Below are 16,740 nucleotides of genomic sequence, written 5' to 3'. Positions count from 1 at the left end.
TTCGTTTCGATGGGATGGATTACTCTGATTTGGAATTGCCCGACCGTTGTTGTTCTAGCGCACGCACCATTTTCAGAGTGTCCATCGATAAGGTAGGGGGTCGGGCAAAATTCGATTCCACTAAGTCATCATCAAAAATGCTGTTGTAGGCAAATTCCATGCCGTGGCAATTCATACAGACCTCTTTCACCATGCGATCGCGTGGCAGTAACGTGAAGGTATTGTTGTGGTTGACCGTCACCGTCCCCGATGCCGATGTTTGGCGGGGCAGGTGGCAAGTCGCACAAGTCGTTGAAACAGTCGAAGGCCGGGGAAGTGCCCCTTCTTCTTGCAGCAATTGCCCATGTCGGGAGTTCTTGTAGTTCAGTGAATGGGTGTCCTTGTGGCAGGTCAGACAAGAGTCAACCGAGGCGGGTAACGTTTTCACTGAATGAACGTCATGACAAGCATTACAGTTCATCTGTTTGTCATGGGCAGCTGCTTGCATCGGCAGATGGGCCAAGGCAGGGGTGAGTGCCGTTTGTCCTTCCAAGAGGCGGATACCATGCTTACCGAGTAAAAAGGTATCCACTTGCGCTTTATGGCAAGATTGACAGCTTTCATGATTGGGCCGCTTCAGCACCTGTTTCGTGGATTTATTCTGGTGACAGCTCGAACAGTTCACGTCAGCTAAGGCATGAGCACTTTGGGACCAGCTTTGATTGATAGACTGGAGCTGAGCCTGATCAACCGCCAAGACAGAAACCGTCAACCCATTCCAGAGCAGCAATAACAACACCCCTCTTAGAAGCCAGCTCCTCATGCCCGCCCTCCGAGAAGCTCTTTATCCAAGTCAGGCTGAGGGGGTGCCGCCAGTTCAGGCTTAATCGTGCGAGCCGGTAATGCGGGCTTCGGCAACATATCTGCTTGGCCCATACTCTGACGTAAAAAGCCCGTTGAAATACTGCGATGGTCGTGGTAATTGTGGCAACCAGCGGTCCAACATCCATCCGGTGACAACCCTTTATGACTGGCCAATTCCCCTTGAATAATGCCTTCATGGCAAATCATGCAGAGATCTGGTTTTAGATGCACCCCGCGATCAAACATATGCACATGTTCGTTGTGGCAAGTGGTGCACGTTAATACCTCCAATTTCTCTAGTTCAGCAGCCCAGCGCAGATCTCGAAACTTCTTGGGTCCATGGGCATCCGTTGCCATTTCTGCCTCATGGCAGCGCATGCACGTGTCATTACTCACAGGCTTAAACCCCTCATGACAAGAGGCACATGACGCCTCAAATAAGAGATGTCCATTAGACGTTACGCCCGGTAGAAAGATCGTTTTGTGGTCTAAAGCAAAGGCGGCCCCCAACCAACCCATCAAAATTAAACACAGCACAATCACAGTATTTCTGACATTAAATAGAGCCGATAAGCTCAAAAAAGATTTTTTCGTTTTGGCCACTACAATTGCCCTAGAAAATTTAGACCAACAGAATGGCAATAATGACCGCAATAATGCCGCCACCTGCCAGCCCTAATAACAATCCTGTTGGTCGCTCAGGCTCTGAAGCCTCACTGGAGAAGCTGCTAGGTGAGGCGGCTGCAGCGGGGGAGGCTGAATTCAAATCTAAATCTGCTGTGGAATAATCAGCACCGTCTAACATGATGGTGCTGATAGCCCCATAGGCATCGACCCAAGCCTGTTTGACATCATCAGTCCAGGCAGTCCCTAAAAATTCCTCAAAGGTTTTGAGCAGGGTATTACCCACCAAGGGGTAATGCTCCGGTAAAGCGCCATATTTCACATGCCGAGCCCCCAGTCCCGTGAGGGCGTCTCCTAGTGCATCTGGCTTACGCAGATTTTCAACAACCAACACGAGGGATTGCAGCAATTTTTTGCTTTGTTGTTTGATATCTGTATTCGCAAATAAGGGTTGGGCAGCGGGATAATCAGTGAACAGGTTCTCGTAAAAGCGATCCGCAAACTCATTAGCGACAGGCTTCACTTGGGCAAAGCTCGTTTCCAATAGCTCAACTTGCAAGCCGGATTCAGTCGGTGGCGCTTCTGGTTTGAGCTGGACATCTGCCTCTGAATAATCTGCACCGTCCAACATGATGGTGGTAATGGCTCCGTAGGCATCCACCCAGGCTGTTTGAACCTCTTCAGTCCATGCATCCCCTAGGTATTGTTCAAACGTCTTCAGTAAGGTCGCTCCCACCAAGGGGTAATGCTCCGGTAAGGCCCCATATTTCACATGTCGGGCTCCCAGACCTTTGAGAGCATTACCCAACGCATCAGGTTTGCGCAAATTCTCAATCACCAATACCAGAGATTGCAAGAGCTTGCCACCTTGCTTCTCCATGTCTGTTCCCTCAAAAAGAGGTTGAGCCTCTGGGTAATCCGTGAATAAGTGATTATAAAAACTTGAAACAAATTCATTAGCTTGAGGTTTTACTTTCTCAAAGCTACTTTCAAGGATTTCAACTTGTAAGGTCATAGATTTACCTATTGAAGATATGGGGCTCAAGGGCTAATTCAAAAGATTAATTGAACCGAGTCTAATCTTTTTTCAAAGGTGGGATTAATAGCTGTTCAGTGGGATAAATTCAGATCAAGCATCTCTTCCTTAAGGGGAAATTCCTCTTTCTATTTCAAGATCTTAAAAGAGCAATCAAGTACCTCTTTTAAGATCTTGAAATTTATTTAGGTTAGGTCATCTTGGTATTCCTCAGAAGAGAAATAGAAAGTAGAGTGAGATGAGTGCGATCGCAACACCGATTCACAGCATTCTCGAAGCACCATCAACCGTTCAACGAGCATCAAAATGCTTTCACCCAAAGCGTTGCATCGTCGAAATTTTGACATTCATAAACAGCATTAAGCTGCAGATTCAAAATATGCCTTCAAAGGTAAAAAATAATTACCAGTCGAGTCGTATCAATTAATACAATTAACACTATATAAAAGTCGTCGATTGCATAACTTCAATGCAAAAATTACATCAGTAATTACGGTTTCTCTAGCAAAGAATACGCCCAATAAAAAAGTATAAAAAGATACATTATTTAGGGACATTTAGAGCGCCCTGTTTTCGCAGTAGTACTTTCTGCTCACTGGATAATCCTTTAGCATCGGTAAAGATTGCGCCAGACACAATGGTGTTAAAAAAATCAACGTTGTGAAGTTGAGTGTTTTCCAAATTGGCATCCCGAAAATCTGTCTGCTCTACTTGAGCACCCGTTAAGTCAGCCTGCTCTAAATGAGCACTATAGAAAGAGGCATGGTTCAACCGAGCGTCGCGCATACAAGTTTGCCCTAAGAGCACATGATCAAAACTGGCCTGCTGTAGCTGTGCTTCCTGTAAATTGACCTGCTCTAAGTTACTGCCGATTAAATCAGCCCCAGTAAAATCTGCTTTTTGTAAATTGGACTGTACAAAGCGAGACCGTTCCAAGCGGGCATGGGCAAAAATGGCCTCTGAGAATTGTCCCTGACTCAAATTGGCATCATTGAGCTTCGCTCGGCTAAAGTTAGCCCCCTTGAAATCGCCCTGAGACAGATCAGCTCTGATTAAAATGGCATCTCTGAAGGAGGCATACTGGCCAGTGGCTTCTGCTAAATCCACCGACTCCAAAATGGCTGTGGCCGCATTCGCTTGATCCAAATGGGCACCATGCAGTTTGAGCTTCACGCCATGAATCCCCATCAAATTAGCCGAGTCAAGGCGGGCAGAGGTAAATTGAGCTTCCGTTAGTAATGCATCCTGCAAGCTAATTCCCGTGAGGGTTGCAAAGATCAAGATCGCTTCCGTAAAATCGGCTCGATTACAGGAGGCTTGGGATAAATTCGCCACCCGTAAATAGGCTTGTGGGAAATGACCATCATCCAGGGAGAATCCCTGCAAATTGATATTGCTGAGTTCTGCTCCTTGTAAAGAAATGCCCTGTTGAACTTTCGTTTGCACCTCTTCCGGTGTGAGAACGGCCATCGCTTAGTTTTCCAATTGGTGTGTATGAATGGGACGACACAATCCTGACATTAAGCATCAGCAGTTTGCACTTCAGGCACCGAGGGAGAAGCACTACGATGCTGCTGAGAACGATAGCGGAGAATGGTTGCCAACACAAATAAGCTATCCATACCGACTAAACCGGTGATCAGCACTGCAGAACCGCCCGTACCGAATCCATAACTATGTAATCCTGTTCCCAACACAAAATTAACGCCATACCAAGCCATCAGTACGGCATTAAACCCTAAGACACTGGCCACATTCATACCAAATTGTCCTAACCAACCCGCTAAACGACCATGAACAGGCGCTAAATAGCAAAGCAAGGCAATTAAAGCCCAGGTCTCTTTTGGATCCCAACCCCAAAATCGCCCCCAGGAAAAATGCGCCCAGATGCCGCCCAAAATAATGCCTGTCGTTAGCAGCAATATTCCCACTTGAATGACGCGAGTATTAAGCCGGGACAGGGCGCTGGCGGTTGACCCTCCCTGGGGGTGTCGCCAATATTGCACCAATGCCAAATGCCCTAATCCCATGGCCAAAGCAAAGCTGGCATAGCTAAGGGTGATCGTGGGGACGTGGATACTGAGCCAAAAGTTATCTCGCAATACGGGCACTAAGGGCTCAATACTGGGGTCCAAAACTGCAGGTAAACTATCGGCCAGCAGCAGGCACACGACGGCAAGGGGAGCCGCCGCATACAGATAGGAACGGGCTCGGGTCTGAAGCTCGAAGCAAAAGGCTAAGGCGGCAATCCCAAAGCCAACCCAAACCACGGATTCATACATATTGGTAACGGGAGGACGGCCTGCAATTTGCATGCGCAGGCCAAAGCCAAAGGCTTGGATCAAGATGCCTCCGAGGAAGGTTCCCATGCCAGTCCAATACAAGTTAAAGCTAGAAATGGGTTGGCTAGTGAGGAGGACCAGGAATGCTATCCCATACAGTTTCCATGCTTTACCAAAAGGATGGAAGTGATTGAAAAAGGCTTCCCGTTGCAACGTGGCCATTGCTGGATAAATCTCAGGACTTAAGTCTGCTAGGGACTGCTGCAATAGAGCCGCAGGCTCCGCCAAAGAGTCTAAATCATCTCTCTGAGCTTGATACTGCTGGTTGAGCTGCTCAAACTGGGTTTGAATCTTGGCTGCCATCTCAGGCGGATAAAGCTGTTCAGTATCCGTAATCCCGACCCAAGTTCCTTTGATATCCATGGGATGGGGCACCAGAGGCAGGCTTTGGCTGCCAACCGTATCCAACATCAAATTAAGGCGATCTTCAAGCGTCAGAGCTTCTCGTTCATCTCGTGTCAGGGGTTGCTCTTGCAGCTGTTTGGTATGGGCTTGTTGCAAGATTAGACCCAAATTAGAATTGATCAGGGTAGAAAAGCTAAAGTGCTTTTGCTCCAAGGGCAGTCCCAATTGGGCCTTGAGGGGGCGATAATTGACCAGCACAAAGGGCTCGTCATTCCAATTCCGGCTGTTTAGCCACAAAGACCAATAGATTTGTGGCGCATCTAAAACCTCACCACTAGCCAGTTGATATCGCGATGACCCATGAATCGTGGTGACGGTTTCCCGGGCCACTGTATCTAAGGGCTTTTTGCGACCATCCAGCTGAACAGCCAGGGTATCAATCGCTGTTTGGGTTGGGGGTTGCCATTGACTGATAGGGGTGACCGCCAAGGCCAACGCCAGACAGAGTCCCCATAAAAATTGCAGTTGATTCATTATCCATCCTGAGGTGCAAGGGGCAGAGGGGTGGGTTCAGCCGTGATCGGCTCAGTGGGTTGCTCCAACACCGCTGACCGTTTTTTGAATAGGGTCGGGCCATAAAACATAACGCCAACCCCTAATACGGTCAGTAAAGCGCCACTCCAGGTCAAAGCGGTCACCCATAGGGGTTCCCGTTTAACTTGCAGGGTGGACTGGTTCAAATCGCCAGGATTCCAAGAGGCTTGGGCAATTTTCCATCCCTGGTACCAGGTGGGATGATTCATCCAGACCGACCGTTTTTGAGCAGATTCTCCCTGAAGATCTTCGATGCGAATTTGGCTCGTCCACATGGCCACCGAGTCGCTACCTTCATTCCGTTCAACGACAAAATCATCCAGACCCACCCGAAAGGGTAAGGCCAGCATGCGAGGGCCAAAGGCCGCCATTTTAGGGTGCGCACCATCGGCAATCAGTGCTGAGTCCCCCCAGGTCAGCCATTGCTGCCCATCCGCTGAGGCCACCTGCAACGCCGGAACTCCTTCAACACCAGATGGAGCGGGAAGGCGCTCTTGGATCCGCTTCCCATGGGGAAGCCAGTCTGCCAGGGTGATTTTAAAATCTGCCCAGCCCGGCTGAATCATTTGATCCATCACCAAAGGCCCTGATGTAAAAGACTTAGAGGAGCGGGCTGCATAATAGAGCTTTTGATTGGCAACCACGACTCGGAAGTAGTCGCTAGTCGGGGGCGGTGGGATTTGATACTCCCAATCCAAATCCAGTAAAGACTCATCCCCCGCCAAGATCGGCCCAGCTTGAGCAAAGACAAACCAGCGTTCTTGCAGATCGGCCTGGGTCACTTCTACTTCTAAGGCTGGATTTCGCCAATCCTGAGACGCTGTGATCGGCTGATTCTGGTCATCCAAGCGAAAATCAGGCCACACGTTCAGTAAGTGAACCTGGATATCATTAATGACGGCATCCTGACGGCGTAAGTCATCAATGGCCAACGGGGTATCTACGTCTCCCATCTTGAACATCAGGGTTCCAGATTGGCGGGCTTGCTGTTGGGTTGGATCGGTCAAGAGCTGTTGGAGATCGGTCTGATTGGCAGCTTGCCACAGTTCCAGTTGGGCTGGCCCCAAATCTACCGTTTCAGCAGCGGGCGATAACCACTGATCAAAGGTTTGACCCATGCGATCGCTACTCAATACCAACCGTATTGCTGGATCATCCTGGGCATCACCGTCACGATATTCAACCGTTTCGACGGAATTCTCGATATAGTCCAACAACCTTAACCCAGCGAATTGAGTGGGAGAAATAATTCGCTCAGGCGTTACCATCACCGCTGCCTGTTGTACTTGGCCTTGGTCATCCATCACTTCTAATAATTCCCCCTCAACCCGAACCAAATGGTTCGCTGGTTGATCGGTACGGACTAGTAAAAGTCCTTCCACACCGAGGTGAATCACCGCTGCAGACCCTGCAATCAGCACGATTAATCCCAAATGGGTGAGGGCAAAGCCCACTTTCCGCGCCCCTCGCCAGGGATAACGGGAGAGGGTGGAAACCCCCAAATTGACCGCTAGCAGAAACATCAAGGCCCCAAACCAGGGACTCTTATAGATTTGCTGCTGGACGACAAGGGACCCTACCTTGCTCTCATAGAACGTCGCCCAAATTAAGATACTTGCGATCGCACCCAGTACTGGGACGGCCAGCTTAATTGAGCCCAAGAAGCGGACAAGTTTGGTGAGCATTCAGACCTCAAATCATCGAGAACCTGTCCCCATTTAGTCTGAATCGGTCTGTAGAAAATGTAGTGGATGTATCAAATTAGGCAGGGTAAACGCATAGGTTATTGAGTAACTACATAGATTTCATGCAAAAAAAGAATATTACTTACCTCATAGATTTGGCCCAACTTCTCCCCCAACCGCCTTCAGTAAAGCTCTTAGCAAATCCAAAGTTCAAGATCTACGGTGATTCATGCTTGAGGTCATGCATATCTATCCCTGGCCGCAACGATTCTAAGGATGGCAGCAACCAATGTCAGCACCAACAGGACGGTGATTACTACTTCACAGATGTCATCACGGAATGAATCGATTCCCCCAGCATCTTTGTATTGAGACGCTGCCATCTAAAATATCTGAGGAGCATCAATGACTGTATTTGCAGGAACCTTTCCCCCCCTGTGATTGGGACCGACGAAATACCAATCAAAATCACTGGATCGGGAAAATGTGAATTCACATCCGATGGTCTCAACATTCGGGGATTCAAACATACACCACAGGTTAGCAGTTCTCTATTATTCATTCTGCTCTTTGTGGCTATTTTCGGGGCAATGCTGCTAAAAGCGGTCTGGCCTGAGATCCCTAACTGGCTCACTCTGTCACCCTTTGGTATATTCATTTTCCCCTATTTACAGGGTCAGGGCAGCGATCATCAAGGTGAATCCATTGAACTATTGATTCCTTGGGCATATGTAATCGGTGCCAAATTAGACAAGATTTCTCCTGCGGTCATTATCCGCATCAAAAAATACCGATACAAAAACGAACGGTATAAAGGTGCACTGTATTTTCACCCAGCCCATGGGTCAGAAGAGTTTCTTAAAGCATTTCAAAATTACGGGGGCAAGCCTTAATTCACGCTCCCTTAAAGTTCATCAACGGTGACGGTATAGCGAAATTGTTGCCCTCTTTCAAATGTCCCCACCCAAATGGAATACCTACCAGCTGGAAGTTGGTTCGCAAGCCAACCTGCATCTTTCCCTTTAGCTGAGTCATCCAAGCAATAAAGACGATTTCGGGGTCCTTTGATCAGTAGGGTGGTATCCCGGCTGCTATTGACCTGCAAACGCAGCTTGTTGACGTTTTTCTTCAATACCAACACATGATCTGGACTCGGAGAACCATACCCTAAGCACATATTTCTCTGCATATCTCGCTCTCCCACAACTCGATGAAGCGCGATTGCCCCTTTGGCATAACCTTTTACAGTTTTAGAACTGAATCCAGGCGATAAGCTGAGACTAGCAAAATTAGCAGGATTAGCTTTCACATCAGGCCCTCTGCCAAACAGTCCTACCATCAGCAATAAAGCGGTCATAGGAATCTGCCACCGCCCCCATTGCCACCCTTTTCTAGGATTCTTCATAACTTGCACCTCAACGCCCACGTCTAGGGCGTCATTTGAGTTGGGTAGACGTGCACACTTTGGAAAAGTTGCTTTATATCCCCAGCATGCCCAGATAGTCCCCCTATTCTGTGCGTTTAGTTTATAAATCGTCAGAATATCCAGAGTTTATTTAGAGTGACCGCAATCGAACTCAGGCCCATTGCGACCTCAATTCTTTAATCCCAACTTATGCCGACAAACTCCCTGAGCTGAGGGGAATCAGTACTCCTTCTGTTGTTAATCCCAGTTGAATCGGCTCTTGAGAGCGAATCGCTTTACCCGTTAAGGCGCAACGGGTGTCTGCTTGAGCTGTAGCAGGAAATGATGCAGAAATTTGCGATCGCTCAACGGTCGGGGTAAAGTCCCCCGACTTTTGCTGAACATAGTTCCAAAGAATGTCGCGAATCAGTGCCTGATAGCCCTGATGGCCAGAGAGGTTCTTTAGTTTATCCTTCAATTCTCGCTCCAACCGAATACTGGTGACTTGCATCTCAGTGGTAGGGACGGAATGAGTGACAGACATTTACAGTTCCTCAAAATAAAGCTAAACAACGTAGACAAATTGTACTACGATTGTAGTATATTTGACCTGATTACCGCATTAGGCTACAAGTGAATGTCAAAAGCATCTATATGCTGAGTTTAATAAAGTTAAAAGTTTAGGGTCAGCCCTAATAATAGTCAGTTTTCGATCAGTTTCAGGGAGTTGGATTATCCATTTAGCGGGGGCTATAGGGCATGTTGAAATTTAACTATGGCAAGCAAGGCACTGTTTTAGAGTCCGTTGCTGATCCAATTGAAGACGTGATCAATCGACGCGTTGTCCTAGCCATGCGATCTGCTCAGCCCATCCATATGGAACCTAGCTTTGTCTCTTTGATTGTGCCTTCTGAGATTCCCGAGGTTCGAGCGTTGGCTTTTGAACTGACTCAAGGGAATTGTGATGCAGTTTCTCTAAGCACCCAAGAGTCCCTCTCAGATTTATCTTTAGAATCAATAGCACCTTCAGATTTCATCAGCCATGATATCGAAGTCATTATGCGAGGTGTTTGGTTGACCCACCATCCTGATGCCGAGGAAGGTGTATTTTTCACCTCCCTCACCACTGAAATCGAAGAGCAAATCGAAGAACTGTGGACCTACCAACCCGCCGCCTCATCCTAGAAGTCCCCACTGCAGATTGACTTTTAAGGGGCCAATTCTGGGTAGAGTAGATATGCTGAACCAACGTTTGAGAAATTTATGTCCATTGAAATGTTACGAACGCTAGTATGGACAGATTGCCGGCTGGCGCTCGTCTTTTTAGTGTTTTTCCCTTTTGGTTTACTGGTGTGGGCCATTATTGAAAATGCCCAACCCATTAGCCGGCTTTTGGTCATCTACTGGCGAGTTGCCAGTTTATTACTCATCACCATGTATTTAATGATGGCCCAAGTCCCTCTCAGTTTTGTGACGCTTTTTCTAGCCTTGCTGTTGGTTCCAGCCAGTCTCTGGTTTTGGGTAGATCTGAATGAAGAAATTGATGACCGTCGAGGCAAGTTAAAGCTAGCCCTGACCTCATGGCGCTGGGCAACCACCCTATTTTGCCTGATCTCTGCAGCAGCATTATCGCCATCTCTAGGCTGTGCAGGTTCCAAAACTGCGATCGAAACCGAACAATGCCAAGTTTGGCTAGAGCCTGCCTATGGATTCTCATCGATTGTCCATGCTAGCTCTGGTGTCAGCCGGATTAATATCTTAGCGACCCTCGCGTTAATTCTATACAGTTTTTATTTCGGCTATTTTTTGCTCTTCCGCCTGTCCAAACAGGGTCGTTCCGCTACAGGTTATTAATTGCATTCTGAAGCGAAGCTATGACTATCGGGGATAGGTTAGAACAATATACCCTTCAATATCCTCAAGAAGTATTGATTGTCAAAGCTGAAGTTGCCGGTGAACCCGATGAGATTGCCATTTTTAGGGGCTTTTCCAGTTCACTGATGCGACCCACTGCATTTGATATTGATATCCCTATCTTGCCTGAGGATGCCAATATTCTCTCGATTGACCGACTACAAGGTCCCTACGATCCAGCTAACCCACAATATTTACAGCAGGATCTGTCTTGGGAAGACTTTCTGACGCACTTAACAGAACTAGGTTTATAGCCTCGAATGAATCTTGGGGCCATTACAGCCTCACTCCTTCGTCGATGTTACAAAATGTGGCTCTCATGATGCTCACATCTACACTTCACAGAGCTGATGTAACCTTGTAAAAATACAGACCTGGCATTATTTTGAGGCACCATAGCTCCACTCACCTATCCCTATCTACCTCACTCCCTCCACAGGTACAAGATAATTGATGAGTTTGATAGTCTGGAAAGATATCAAGACTGTATCAAGGAACTGTTGAAATCAAACGACAATGGATAATTCTTTAGCAACCCTCTATTTGACACTTTTCTTGGTCTTACTCTGCTTCGCAGGGTGGTTTGTGTTCCGCCAAGTCCTCAGAACACGCAAGAATGAACTCACCATTTCCAAGCTCGAAACCAAATTTAAAAAAGATATTGGTACAGTCGAAGAATATTTCGAGCTAGGCAGTATCTATTTACAGAAAAAACTTTTCGTCCAAGCGGTTACTCAACTCAAAAAGGCACTGAAGGCAGCTGAAGATGAGCTTGGCGCTATTCCTTCAGAGGAAGACGATGCTGAGACAACAGACAACTCCCCTATCATAGAACCCTTAGCTCCGTTATATAACGCTCTGGGCTATGCCTACTTCGGCCAAGAACAGTTTGATTTAGCCATTCGGAACTATAAAGAAGCGCTGAAGTGTAAAGCGGATTATCTAGTGGCCATGAATAATCTAGCCCATGCCTATGAGCGCAAAAAGCTGATGCGCCAAGCCCTAGATACTTATGATGAGGTATTGTCCCAAGATCCGAAGAACGATACAGCCAAGCGCCGTTCTCGATCGCTTCGCAAGCAAGTTGCGGTTTCGGGATAAGCCTAATGCCTGATCCCATCATGTATGGCGATGATGATATGTACGTCGTTCTGGAAACCAATCAGCCAGAACAGTTTTTAACAGCGGCAGAATTACTCGCCAAACTAGAGTCCGTTTTGTCCACTCAGCAAGCGGACCTTCCTCAAGATCTGCAAAACATTTCAGGCGTTCCTGAACAAGCAAAGCATCTGGCTTCGACTGGATGTGAGCTTGATTTAGGGCCAGGTGAATTTCTGCAGTGGTATGTTGTTCGTTTAGAAAAATAGACAAATAACCCAGCAGAGTGGTTCTGCTGGGTTATTGATTCAGTCGGTTTAGAACCTCGCTTATGCTAAGCGGGCTGCTTACTACAGCTTTTGACTAATAGAGCCTCGCTGAGCACGATGCATCGCTCGAAGTACGGCAGCTGGATCCACAAGCTTGCCTTGGTATTTGAGCGTCCAGTGAAGGTGGGGACCCGTCGTCCGTCCGGTCATACCAACCCGACCAATGCGTTGGCCAGCTTTTACCGTTTGTCCTTGGCGAATCCGCAATCCACCATCAACGACATAAGGGCCTCTGCTATCTCTGGCAACATAGCCTTTCATATGGCAATAGACATGGACCCAAGAGCCAGACTGCACACGAACAGAAGTGCCACAAGCCGTATTGTCTGACACTCTGATCACTCGTCCAGACCACCAGTTACGAATATAGCTACCATTGGGCGCTGCAAAATCAAGGCCGGTATGAAATTCTGTTGAATAACCGCCCGTTGGCGATGAGCGATAGCCAAATGGAGATGTATATCCCTGGAAATTTTCCACCGGAAAAGAGCCATTGCGCCAGATAGAAGTACCCACTGCAACTTGAGGGGGCTGATTACCTACAGCTTTTGGCCCCATGGCTGCTAATACATTTAATCCAACGACACTTGCACCAACGGCGAATAACCAGCGGTTGCGTTTCATTGCGGAACTCCTTTGCAAATGACCCCAACTTGCCCAACCGGCAATGGCCTAATAACGAACAATAACAATAAAGAAAACATGAACTCTCTTATAGCGTCATGCCTAGCATCTGTCAATATTGGTCAGCCCAATTGCTGACCAAATAACACAAATACAACCTTTTTTGGATGACTTTGAGCCAGACCTTCGATTTAATGACTACTCTAATGAGTACCCAGTTCCGTCTTGTCTCAAACTTGATTCAGTATGCACTTCTTCTTAGGGAATATTCAATCCTAAGGATCCCATCCCCAGAGACGTCCTCCATACTCGGAAATAGCCGGTCTTTTGTGAAGTAAAAGACCGGCAAGGTTAGACTGAAGCAATGGCTAAGACAACCGGTAAGTATTCTCGACTCCACAAGTTAGTTCAATATCTTCAACCCCATTGGCAGAGTGTCTTCTTGGGCATTCTGGCCCTGTTTATTGTCAATGGCCTAGGGACCTACTTACCCCTGCTGATCCGCAATGCCATTGATGACTTAGAGATTGCCTTTAGCTTTGGTCCCATCCTTCGCAACATTTTAGTCATTGCCGGGCTAGCCTCAATTATGTGGTGTTTCCGCATGGCCTCCCGGATTTTGTTATTTGGGACAGGTCGGCAAGTTGAATTCGATCTCAAACAGCGAATGTTTGAACACCTCCTGTCTTTGGAGCCATCTTACTTCGCCGAAAACACTGCAGGTGACCTCATCAACCGCGCCACCAGCGACGTGGATAATATTCGTCGTCTAGTGGGCTTCGCGGTCCTAAGCTTGGCCAACACCTTATTTGCCTATGCCTTACGGCTGCCAGTTATGCTGGCAATCGACCCAGTGTTGAGTCTGACTGCCATCGCTGTGTATCCCCTAATCATGCTGTTAGTGCAATTCTTTAGCCATCGTCTACGCAGTGAGCAATTAGCCGTACAACAGGCACTCTCCAATATGAGTGAGCTGGTTCAGGAAGATATGAGTGGAATTTCTCTCATTAAAATTTATGCCCAAGAAACCAATGAACAGTCCGAGTTTCAACATCTGAATCAAGCATTATTAACTGCCAATCTAAAGCTAGCCAAGACCCGGAATATTCTATTTCCTGTTTTAGGAGGCATGGCCAGTATTAGTTTGCTCGTGCTTCTGGCGTTTGGAAGTCGGGCGATTCCATCTGGTGGGATTAGCGTCGGTGACTTTGTCGCCCTGCTGCTCTATGTTGAGCAGCTCATTTTCCCCACAGCCCTTTTGGGCTTCACCATTACCGCTTACCAACGGGGAGAAGTCAGTATCGACCGCATTGAAACCATTCTGGGGGTAGAACCTCATATTCAAAATACAGACCAATCCCAACGGTTAGATCAAGAGCATGTTCAAGGCAAATTAACTGCAGAGAATCTAACCTTTACCTATCCCGGCGCGGCTGCTCCTTCTTTAAAACAGGTCAGCTTTCAAATTCAGCCTGGAGAGACCGTCGCCATTGTCGGCCCCGTGGGCTCAGGAAAATCAACCCTGGCGAACGCCTTACCTCGTCTATTAGATATTTCGGCGGGGCAACTCTTTGTCGATGGTCATGATGTCACCCAAGTCCATTTGCGTGACCTGCGAAATGCGATTGCCTATGTGCCCCAAGATAGTTTCCTTTTCAGTACAAGTCTCAAAAACAACATTCGCTATGGCAATCCCCTCAGTGATGCGTCCGAGGTGGAATATGTGGCCAAACAAGCACAAATCCATGATGAGGTTTTGAACTTTCCCCAGCGGTATAAGACGATTGTGGGGGAGCGGGGCATTACGTTATCTGGAGGACAGCGCCAGCGAACGGCCCTATCGCGAGCATTGTTAGTAGATGCTCCTATTCTGATTTTGGATGATGCCCTGTCTAGTGTGGACAATCAAACGGCCACAGAAATCCTGAATAACCTATCAAGCGGTACTCAGCGCAAGACAGTGGTGTTTATTTCTCATCAATTGTCAGCAGCTGCGATCGCAGATCAGATCCTAGTGATGGATCAAGGCGAAATTGTCCAAATCGGCACCCATAATCATCTCGTCCAAGAGCCGGGCCTCTACCAAACTTTATGGAATAAGCAGAAGCTTGAAGAGCAACTGCAATAGATCTCAGCCGTTAGTCCAACCCATCCGGCTAACTTGGTATTTCCCCCCACGAAAGGGATTGTTTTGATTTCAATTTGATTAATTCTTTGAGGGTTGGAATGGGAAATAGCTGGGCCACTTGTTTATAAGGGGCAGTAATGCCATCTGGCCCCACCACATAATGGATATCGTCTTTATAGACACTATCAACCACCACGCCTGCTTGATATGCCAAGGGATACCATTGCTCAAACTGGCGATCAATTAATACTAAAGTGCCTTGAGCATTGACTTGATAGGCTTTGCCCACATACCCTGCAGTATCATAAAAGATCTGGTGGATATGTTGATCTAATTTGACCTCATCTGGGATTTGCGGTCGGTAAAACGCTTTAATTTCTTCTTCAACATCCAGTTCCTGTAGGCGAGTATGTAAGCCCTGCTTGTCGTCAGAGAAATAAGCTTCTCGGGCCTGACCATCTTGCAAGAACTTGAAAATAATCCCAATGGGAACCCCTTGAACCGTTAAGGAAGGACCCATAACAATGGTCGTTAGCACGGTGATGACCGCTAGTCCTGCTACCAGCTTGAGGAGAGTCGCTCGGATGGTTTTCTTAGCCATACTCTTAGTCTAGCGACTCAAACTCAAATGGCCGGTATCTTAGATGCCTAGATAGCCAATTGCTACAGATATTGGGAACGCAATACAATGCTCACCAACACCTGATCCTTACTGATAATTAACAACCCGCGCGAAACCGTCGCCAGCCAAACTAGCGCCACCGACCAGAGCACCATCTATTTCTGGCTGGGCCATAATTTCATCCACATTATCTGGCTTAACCGACCCACCATATTGAATGGTGACATCGTGGTTGGTTAGTCGAGAACGGATTAAACCAATGACTCGATTGGCTTCACTACTCGCACAGGTATCCCCTGTGCCGATGGCCCAAATAGGTTCGTAGGCAATGATTAAGTTCTTTTGATCGACACCCACCAGACCTTTTTCAAGCTGCTCAAAGATAACCGTTTCGGTCTCATTGGCATCTCGCTGAGCCTTTGATTCACCGACACAGAGAATTGGAGTCAGGCGATGGTTTTGAGCAGCCTTGAGTCGCTGATTCACGGTAGCATCCGTTTCACCAAAAAACTGGCGACGTTCACTGTGACCAACAACGACATAGCGGACGCCAGTTTCCAGCAGCATCGGCCCCGAGATTTCGCCCGTAAACGCGCCGGTATCTTCCCAGTGGATATTTTGCGCCCCGACTTGCACCCGACTGCCATGTAAGTTCTTGGAGAGGGCCGTCAATGTGGTGAAAGGTGCACAGAGAATCACATCTCGATCTTCAGGGGTATCTTGTAGCAGGGGTAGAAAGGTTTGCAAAAACTCCAGGGCCTCTGCCTGAGTTTTGTGCATTTTCCAGTTGCCTGCGATCGCAATTTTTCGCACGGTAGTTTTATCTAAGTTTCGATTAAAGTTAATGCACTATTAAGTGTAAGGGCTTGGGTGACGCATTACTAGGACCGAGGGATCGAACACTGGTCCGTTGCACTTGATAAATGCCCTTAGCCATTATTTGCGGGGCAGGCTACAGATCAATTTACCTATGCCTTGGGCAACCGATGCTGCTGTTCCCGTTAGCAAGATCGGCTCCAGCATTATGACAAACATCCCCAATAAGACGTTCAACGTTCAGCCAACCGTCCACTTTCGAACGATGCCTAAAGCCATATGGGAATTCACTTTCGCTAAAAAGAATACCGAAGTTGTATCGTTTCTTACCGAAT

At 47.5% G+C, this 16,740-nt stretch carries 19 protein-coding genes; 7 read left to right on the top strand and 12 right to left on the bottom strand.

Annotation, left to right across the window (positions count from 1 at the left end; translation table 11 throughout):
* Positions 1–19: 19 nt before the first annotated feature.
* The 7 genes from AM1_RS19960 to AM1_RS19935 form a co-directional block, all read right to left on the bottom strand.
* Positions 20–802 carry a cytochrome c3 family protein gene (locus tag AM1_RS19960; RefSeq protein ID WP_041660034.1) on the bottom strand — a complete coding sequence of 261 codons (783 nt, stop codon included), beginning with the start codon at positions 800–802 and terminating at the stop codon, positions 20–22.
* The gene (locus AM1_RS19955; RefSeq protein ID WP_049783761.1) at positions 799–1,446 is read right to left on the bottom strand and encodes a cytochrome c3 family protein; all 648 of its coding nucleotides are present in this window, start codon (positions 1,444–1,446) and stop codon (positions 799–801) included. The genes AM1_RS19960 and AM1_RS19955 overlap by 4 nt, the downstream gene beginning before the upstream one ends.
* Before the next feature lie 19 nt (positions 1,447–1,465).
* Positions 1,466–2,482: a globin family protein gene (locus tag AM1_RS19950; protein WP_012164710.1), complete on the bottom strand. Its 1,017-nt coding sequence runs from the start codon at positions 2,480–2,482 to the stop codon at positions 1,466–1,468.
* 206 nt (positions 2,483–2,688) lie between these two features.
* Entirely contained in the window at positions 2,689–2,850 is a 162-nt protein-coding gene (locus AM1_RS42235) for a hypothetical protein (RefSeq protein WP_187152894.1), read from the bottom strand.
* Positions 2,851–3,046: 196 nt separating this feature from the next.
* On the bottom strand, positions 3,047–3,973 hold the full coding sequence (locus AM1_RS19945) for a pentapeptide repeat-containing protein (RefSeq protein ID WP_012164708.1): 927 nt from the start codon (positions 3,971–3,973) through the stop codon (positions 3,047–3,049).
* 50 nt (positions 3,974–4,023) lie between these two features.
* The gene (locus tag AM1_RS19940) at positions 4,024–5,724 is read right to left on the bottom strand and encodes a cytochrome c biogenesis protein (protein WP_012164707.1); all 1,701 of its coding nucleotides are present in this window, start codon (positions 5,722–5,724) and stop codon (positions 4,024–4,026) included.
* Positions 5,724–7,469 (bottom strand): cytochrome c biogenesis protein ResB, encoded by a 1,746-nt coding sequence (locus tag AM1_RS19935; protein ID WP_012164706.1) that lies wholly within the window; start codon positions 7,467–7,469, stop codon positions 5,724–5,726. Before AM1_RS19935 ends, AM1_RS19940 begins: the two co-directional genes overlap by 1 nt.
* A 437-nt stretch (positions 7,470–7,906) precedes the next feature.
* On the opposite strand from AM1_RS19935, the gene AM1_RS19930 reads away from it, so the two are divergent.
* Complete coding sequence (locus AM1_RS19930; RefSeq protein WP_041660033.1) at positions 7,907–8,362, top strand: hypothetical protein; 456 nt, start codon at positions 7,907–7,909, stop codon at positions 8,360–8,362.
* 11 nt (positions 8,363–8,373) lie between these two features.
* Here AM1_RS19930 and AM1_RS19925 read toward each other — a convergent pair whose 3' ends face one another.
* Positions 8,374–8,874 carry a hypothetical protein gene (locus AM1_RS19925; protein ID WP_012164703.1) on the bottom strand — a complete coding sequence of 167 codons (501 nt, stop codon included), beginning with the start codon at positions 8,872–8,874 and terminating at the stop codon, positions 8,374–8,376.
* Between the two features lie 208 nt (positions 8,875–9,082).
* A complete protein-coding gene (locus tag AM1_RS19920) occupies positions 9,083–9,418 on the bottom strand; it encodes a hypothetical protein (protein WP_012164702.1) in 336 nt (111 codons plus the stop codon).
* A gap of 215 nt (positions 9,419–9,633) precedes the next feature.
* On the opposite strand from AM1_RS19920, the gene AM1_RS19915 reads away from it, so the two are divergent.
* The 5 genes from AM1_RS19915 to AM1_RS19895 all read left to right on the top strand — a co-directional run bounded on the left by AM1_RS19915 (position 9,634) and on the right by AM1_RS19895 (position 12,155).
* Positions 9,634–10,059: an alr0857 family protein gene (locus AM1_RS19915; protein ID WP_012164701.1), complete on the top strand. Its 426-nt coding sequence runs from the start codon at positions 9,634–9,636 to the stop codon at positions 10,057–10,059.
* A 78-nt stretch (positions 10,060–10,137) separates the two neighbouring features.
* Positions 10,138–10,728 carry a DUF3177 family protein gene (locus tag AM1_RS19910; RefSeq protein WP_012164700.1) on the top strand — a complete coding sequence of 197 codons (591 nt, stop codon included), beginning with the start codon at positions 10,138–10,140 and terminating at the stop codon, positions 10,726–10,728.
* A gap of 20 nt (positions 10,729–10,748) precedes the next feature.
* A complete protein-coding gene (locus AM1_RS19905) occupies positions 10,749–11,042 on the top strand; it encodes a DUF7734 family protein (protein ID WP_012164699.1) in 294 nt (97 codons plus the stop codon).
* 262 nt (positions 11,043–11,304) lie between these two features.
* Positions 11,305–11,889: a tetratricopeptide repeat protein gene (locus AM1_RS19900; RefSeq protein ID WP_012164698.1), complete on the top strand. Its 585-nt coding sequence runs from the start codon at positions 11,305–11,307 to the stop codon at positions 11,887–11,889.
* A gap of 5 nt (positions 11,890–11,894) precedes the next feature.
* Entirely contained in the window at positions 11,895–12,155 is a 261-nt protein-coding gene (locus AM1_RS19895) for a chlororespiratory reduction protein 7 (protein WP_012164697.1), read from the top strand.
* Between the two features lie 81 nt (positions 12,156–12,236).
* Here the strand turns inward: AM1_RS19895 and AM1_RS19890 are convergent, their stop codons facing one another.
* Positions 12,237–12,839, bottom strand: coding sequence for a M23 family metallopeptidase (locus AM1_RS19890; RefSeq protein ID WP_012164696.1), 603 nt, complete (start codon positions 12,837–12,839; stop codon positions 12,237–12,239).
* 364 nt (positions 12,840–13,203) lie between these two features.
* Between AM1_RS19890 and AM1_RS19885 the strand changes: the two genes are divergently transcribed.
* On the top strand, positions 13,204–14,967 hold the full coding sequence (locus tag AM1_RS19885) for an ABC transporter ATP-binding protein (protein ID WP_012164695.1): 1,764 nt from the start codon (positions 13,204–13,206) through the stop codon (positions 14,965–14,967).
* Between the two features lie 28 nt (positions 14,968–14,995).
* On the opposite strand, the gene AM1_RS19880 is transcribed toward AM1_RS19885, so the two are convergent.
* Together AM1_RS19880 and tpiA are read right to left on the bottom strand one after the other, a co-directional pair.
* A complete protein-coding gene (locus tag AM1_RS19880) occupies positions 14,996–15,568 on the bottom strand; it encodes a hypothetical protein (RefSeq protein WP_012164694.1) in 573 nt (190 codons plus the stop codon).
* A gap of 108 nt (positions 15,569–15,676) precedes the next feature.
* A complete protein-coding gene (gene tpiA / locus AM1_RS19875; RefSeq protein WP_012164693.1) occupies positions 15,677–16,402 on the bottom strand; it encodes a triose-phosphate isomerase in 726 nt (241 codons plus the stop codon).
* Positions 16,403–16,740: the final 338 nt, after the last annotated feature.

The sequence above is a fragment of the Acaryochloris marina MBIC11017 genome, from assembly GCF_000018105.1.
GTDB lineage: Bacteria > Cyanobacteriota > Cyanobacteriia > Thermosynechococcales > Thermosynechococcaceae > Acaryochloris > Acaryochloris marina.
This window is presented reverse-complemented; position numbering and strand designations above follow the sequence as displayed.

Bases quoted from the DNA above. Each gene is read 5' to 3' on its own strand.
- AM1_RS19880 (WP_012164694.1), bottom strand. From the start codon at position 15,568: ATGGCTAAGAAAACCATCCGAGCGACTCTCCTCAAGCTGGTAGCAGGA.
- AM1_RS19900 (WP_012164698.1), top strand. From the start codon at position 11,305: ATGGATAATTCTTTAGCAACCCTCTATTTGACACTTTTCTTGGTCTTA.
- AM1_RS19885 (WP_012164695.1), top strand. From the start codon at position 13,204: ATGGCTAAGACAACCGGTAAGTATTCTCGACTCCACAAGTTAGTTCAA.
- AM1_RS19945 (WP_012164708.1), bottom strand. From the start codon at position 3,973: ATGGCCGTTCTCACACCGGAAGAGGTGCAAACGAAAGTTCAACAGGGC.
- AM1_RS19905 (WP_012164699.1), top strand. From the start codon at position 10,749: ATGACTATCGGGGATAGGTTAGAACAATATACCCTTCAATATCCTCAA.
- AM1_RS19940 (WP_012164707.1), bottom strand. From the start codon at position 5,724: ATGAATCAACTGCAATTTTTATGGGGACTCTGTCTGGCGTTGGCCTTG.
- AM1_RS19920 (WP_012164702.1), bottom strand. From the start codon at position 9,418: ATGTCTGTCACTCATTCCGTCCCTACCACTGAGATGCAAGTCACCAGT.
- AM1_RS19935 (WP_012164706.1), bottom strand. From the start codon at position 7,469: ATGCTCACCAAACTTGTCCGCTTCTTGGGCTCAATTAAGCTGGCCGTC.
- AM1_RS19950 (WP_012164710.1), bottom strand. From the start codon at position 2,482: ATGACCTTACAAGTTGAAATCCTTGAAAGTAGCTTTGAGAAAGTAAAA.
- AM1_RS19925 (WP_012164703.1), bottom strand. From the start codon at position 8,874: ATGAAGAATCCTAGAAAAGGGTGGCAATGGGGGCGGTGGCAGATTCCT.
- AM1_RS19890 (WP_012164696.1), bottom strand. From the start codon at position 12,839: ATGAAACGCAACCGCTGGTTATTCGCCGTTGGTGCAAGTGTCGTTGGA.
- AM1_RS19915 (WP_012164701.1), top strand. From the start codon at position 9,634: ATGTTGAAATTTAACTATGGCAAGCAAGGCACTGTTTTAGAGTCCGTT.
- AM1_RS19910 (WP_012164700.1), top strand. From the start codon at position 10,138: ATGTCCATTGAAATGTTACGAACGCTAGTATGGACAGATTGCCGGCTG.
- AM1_RS42235 (WP_187152894.1), bottom strand. From the start codon at position 2,850: ATGTCAAAATTTCGACGATGCAACGCTTTGGGTGAAAGCATTTTGATG.
- AM1_RS19895 (WP_012164697.1), top strand. From the start codon at position 11,895: ATGCCTGATCCCATCATGTATGGCGATGATGATATGTACGTCGTTCTG.
- AM1_RS19960 (WP_041660034.1), bottom strand. From the start codon at position 802: ATGAGGAGCTGGCTTCTAAGAGGGGTGTTGTTATTGCTGCTCTGGAAT.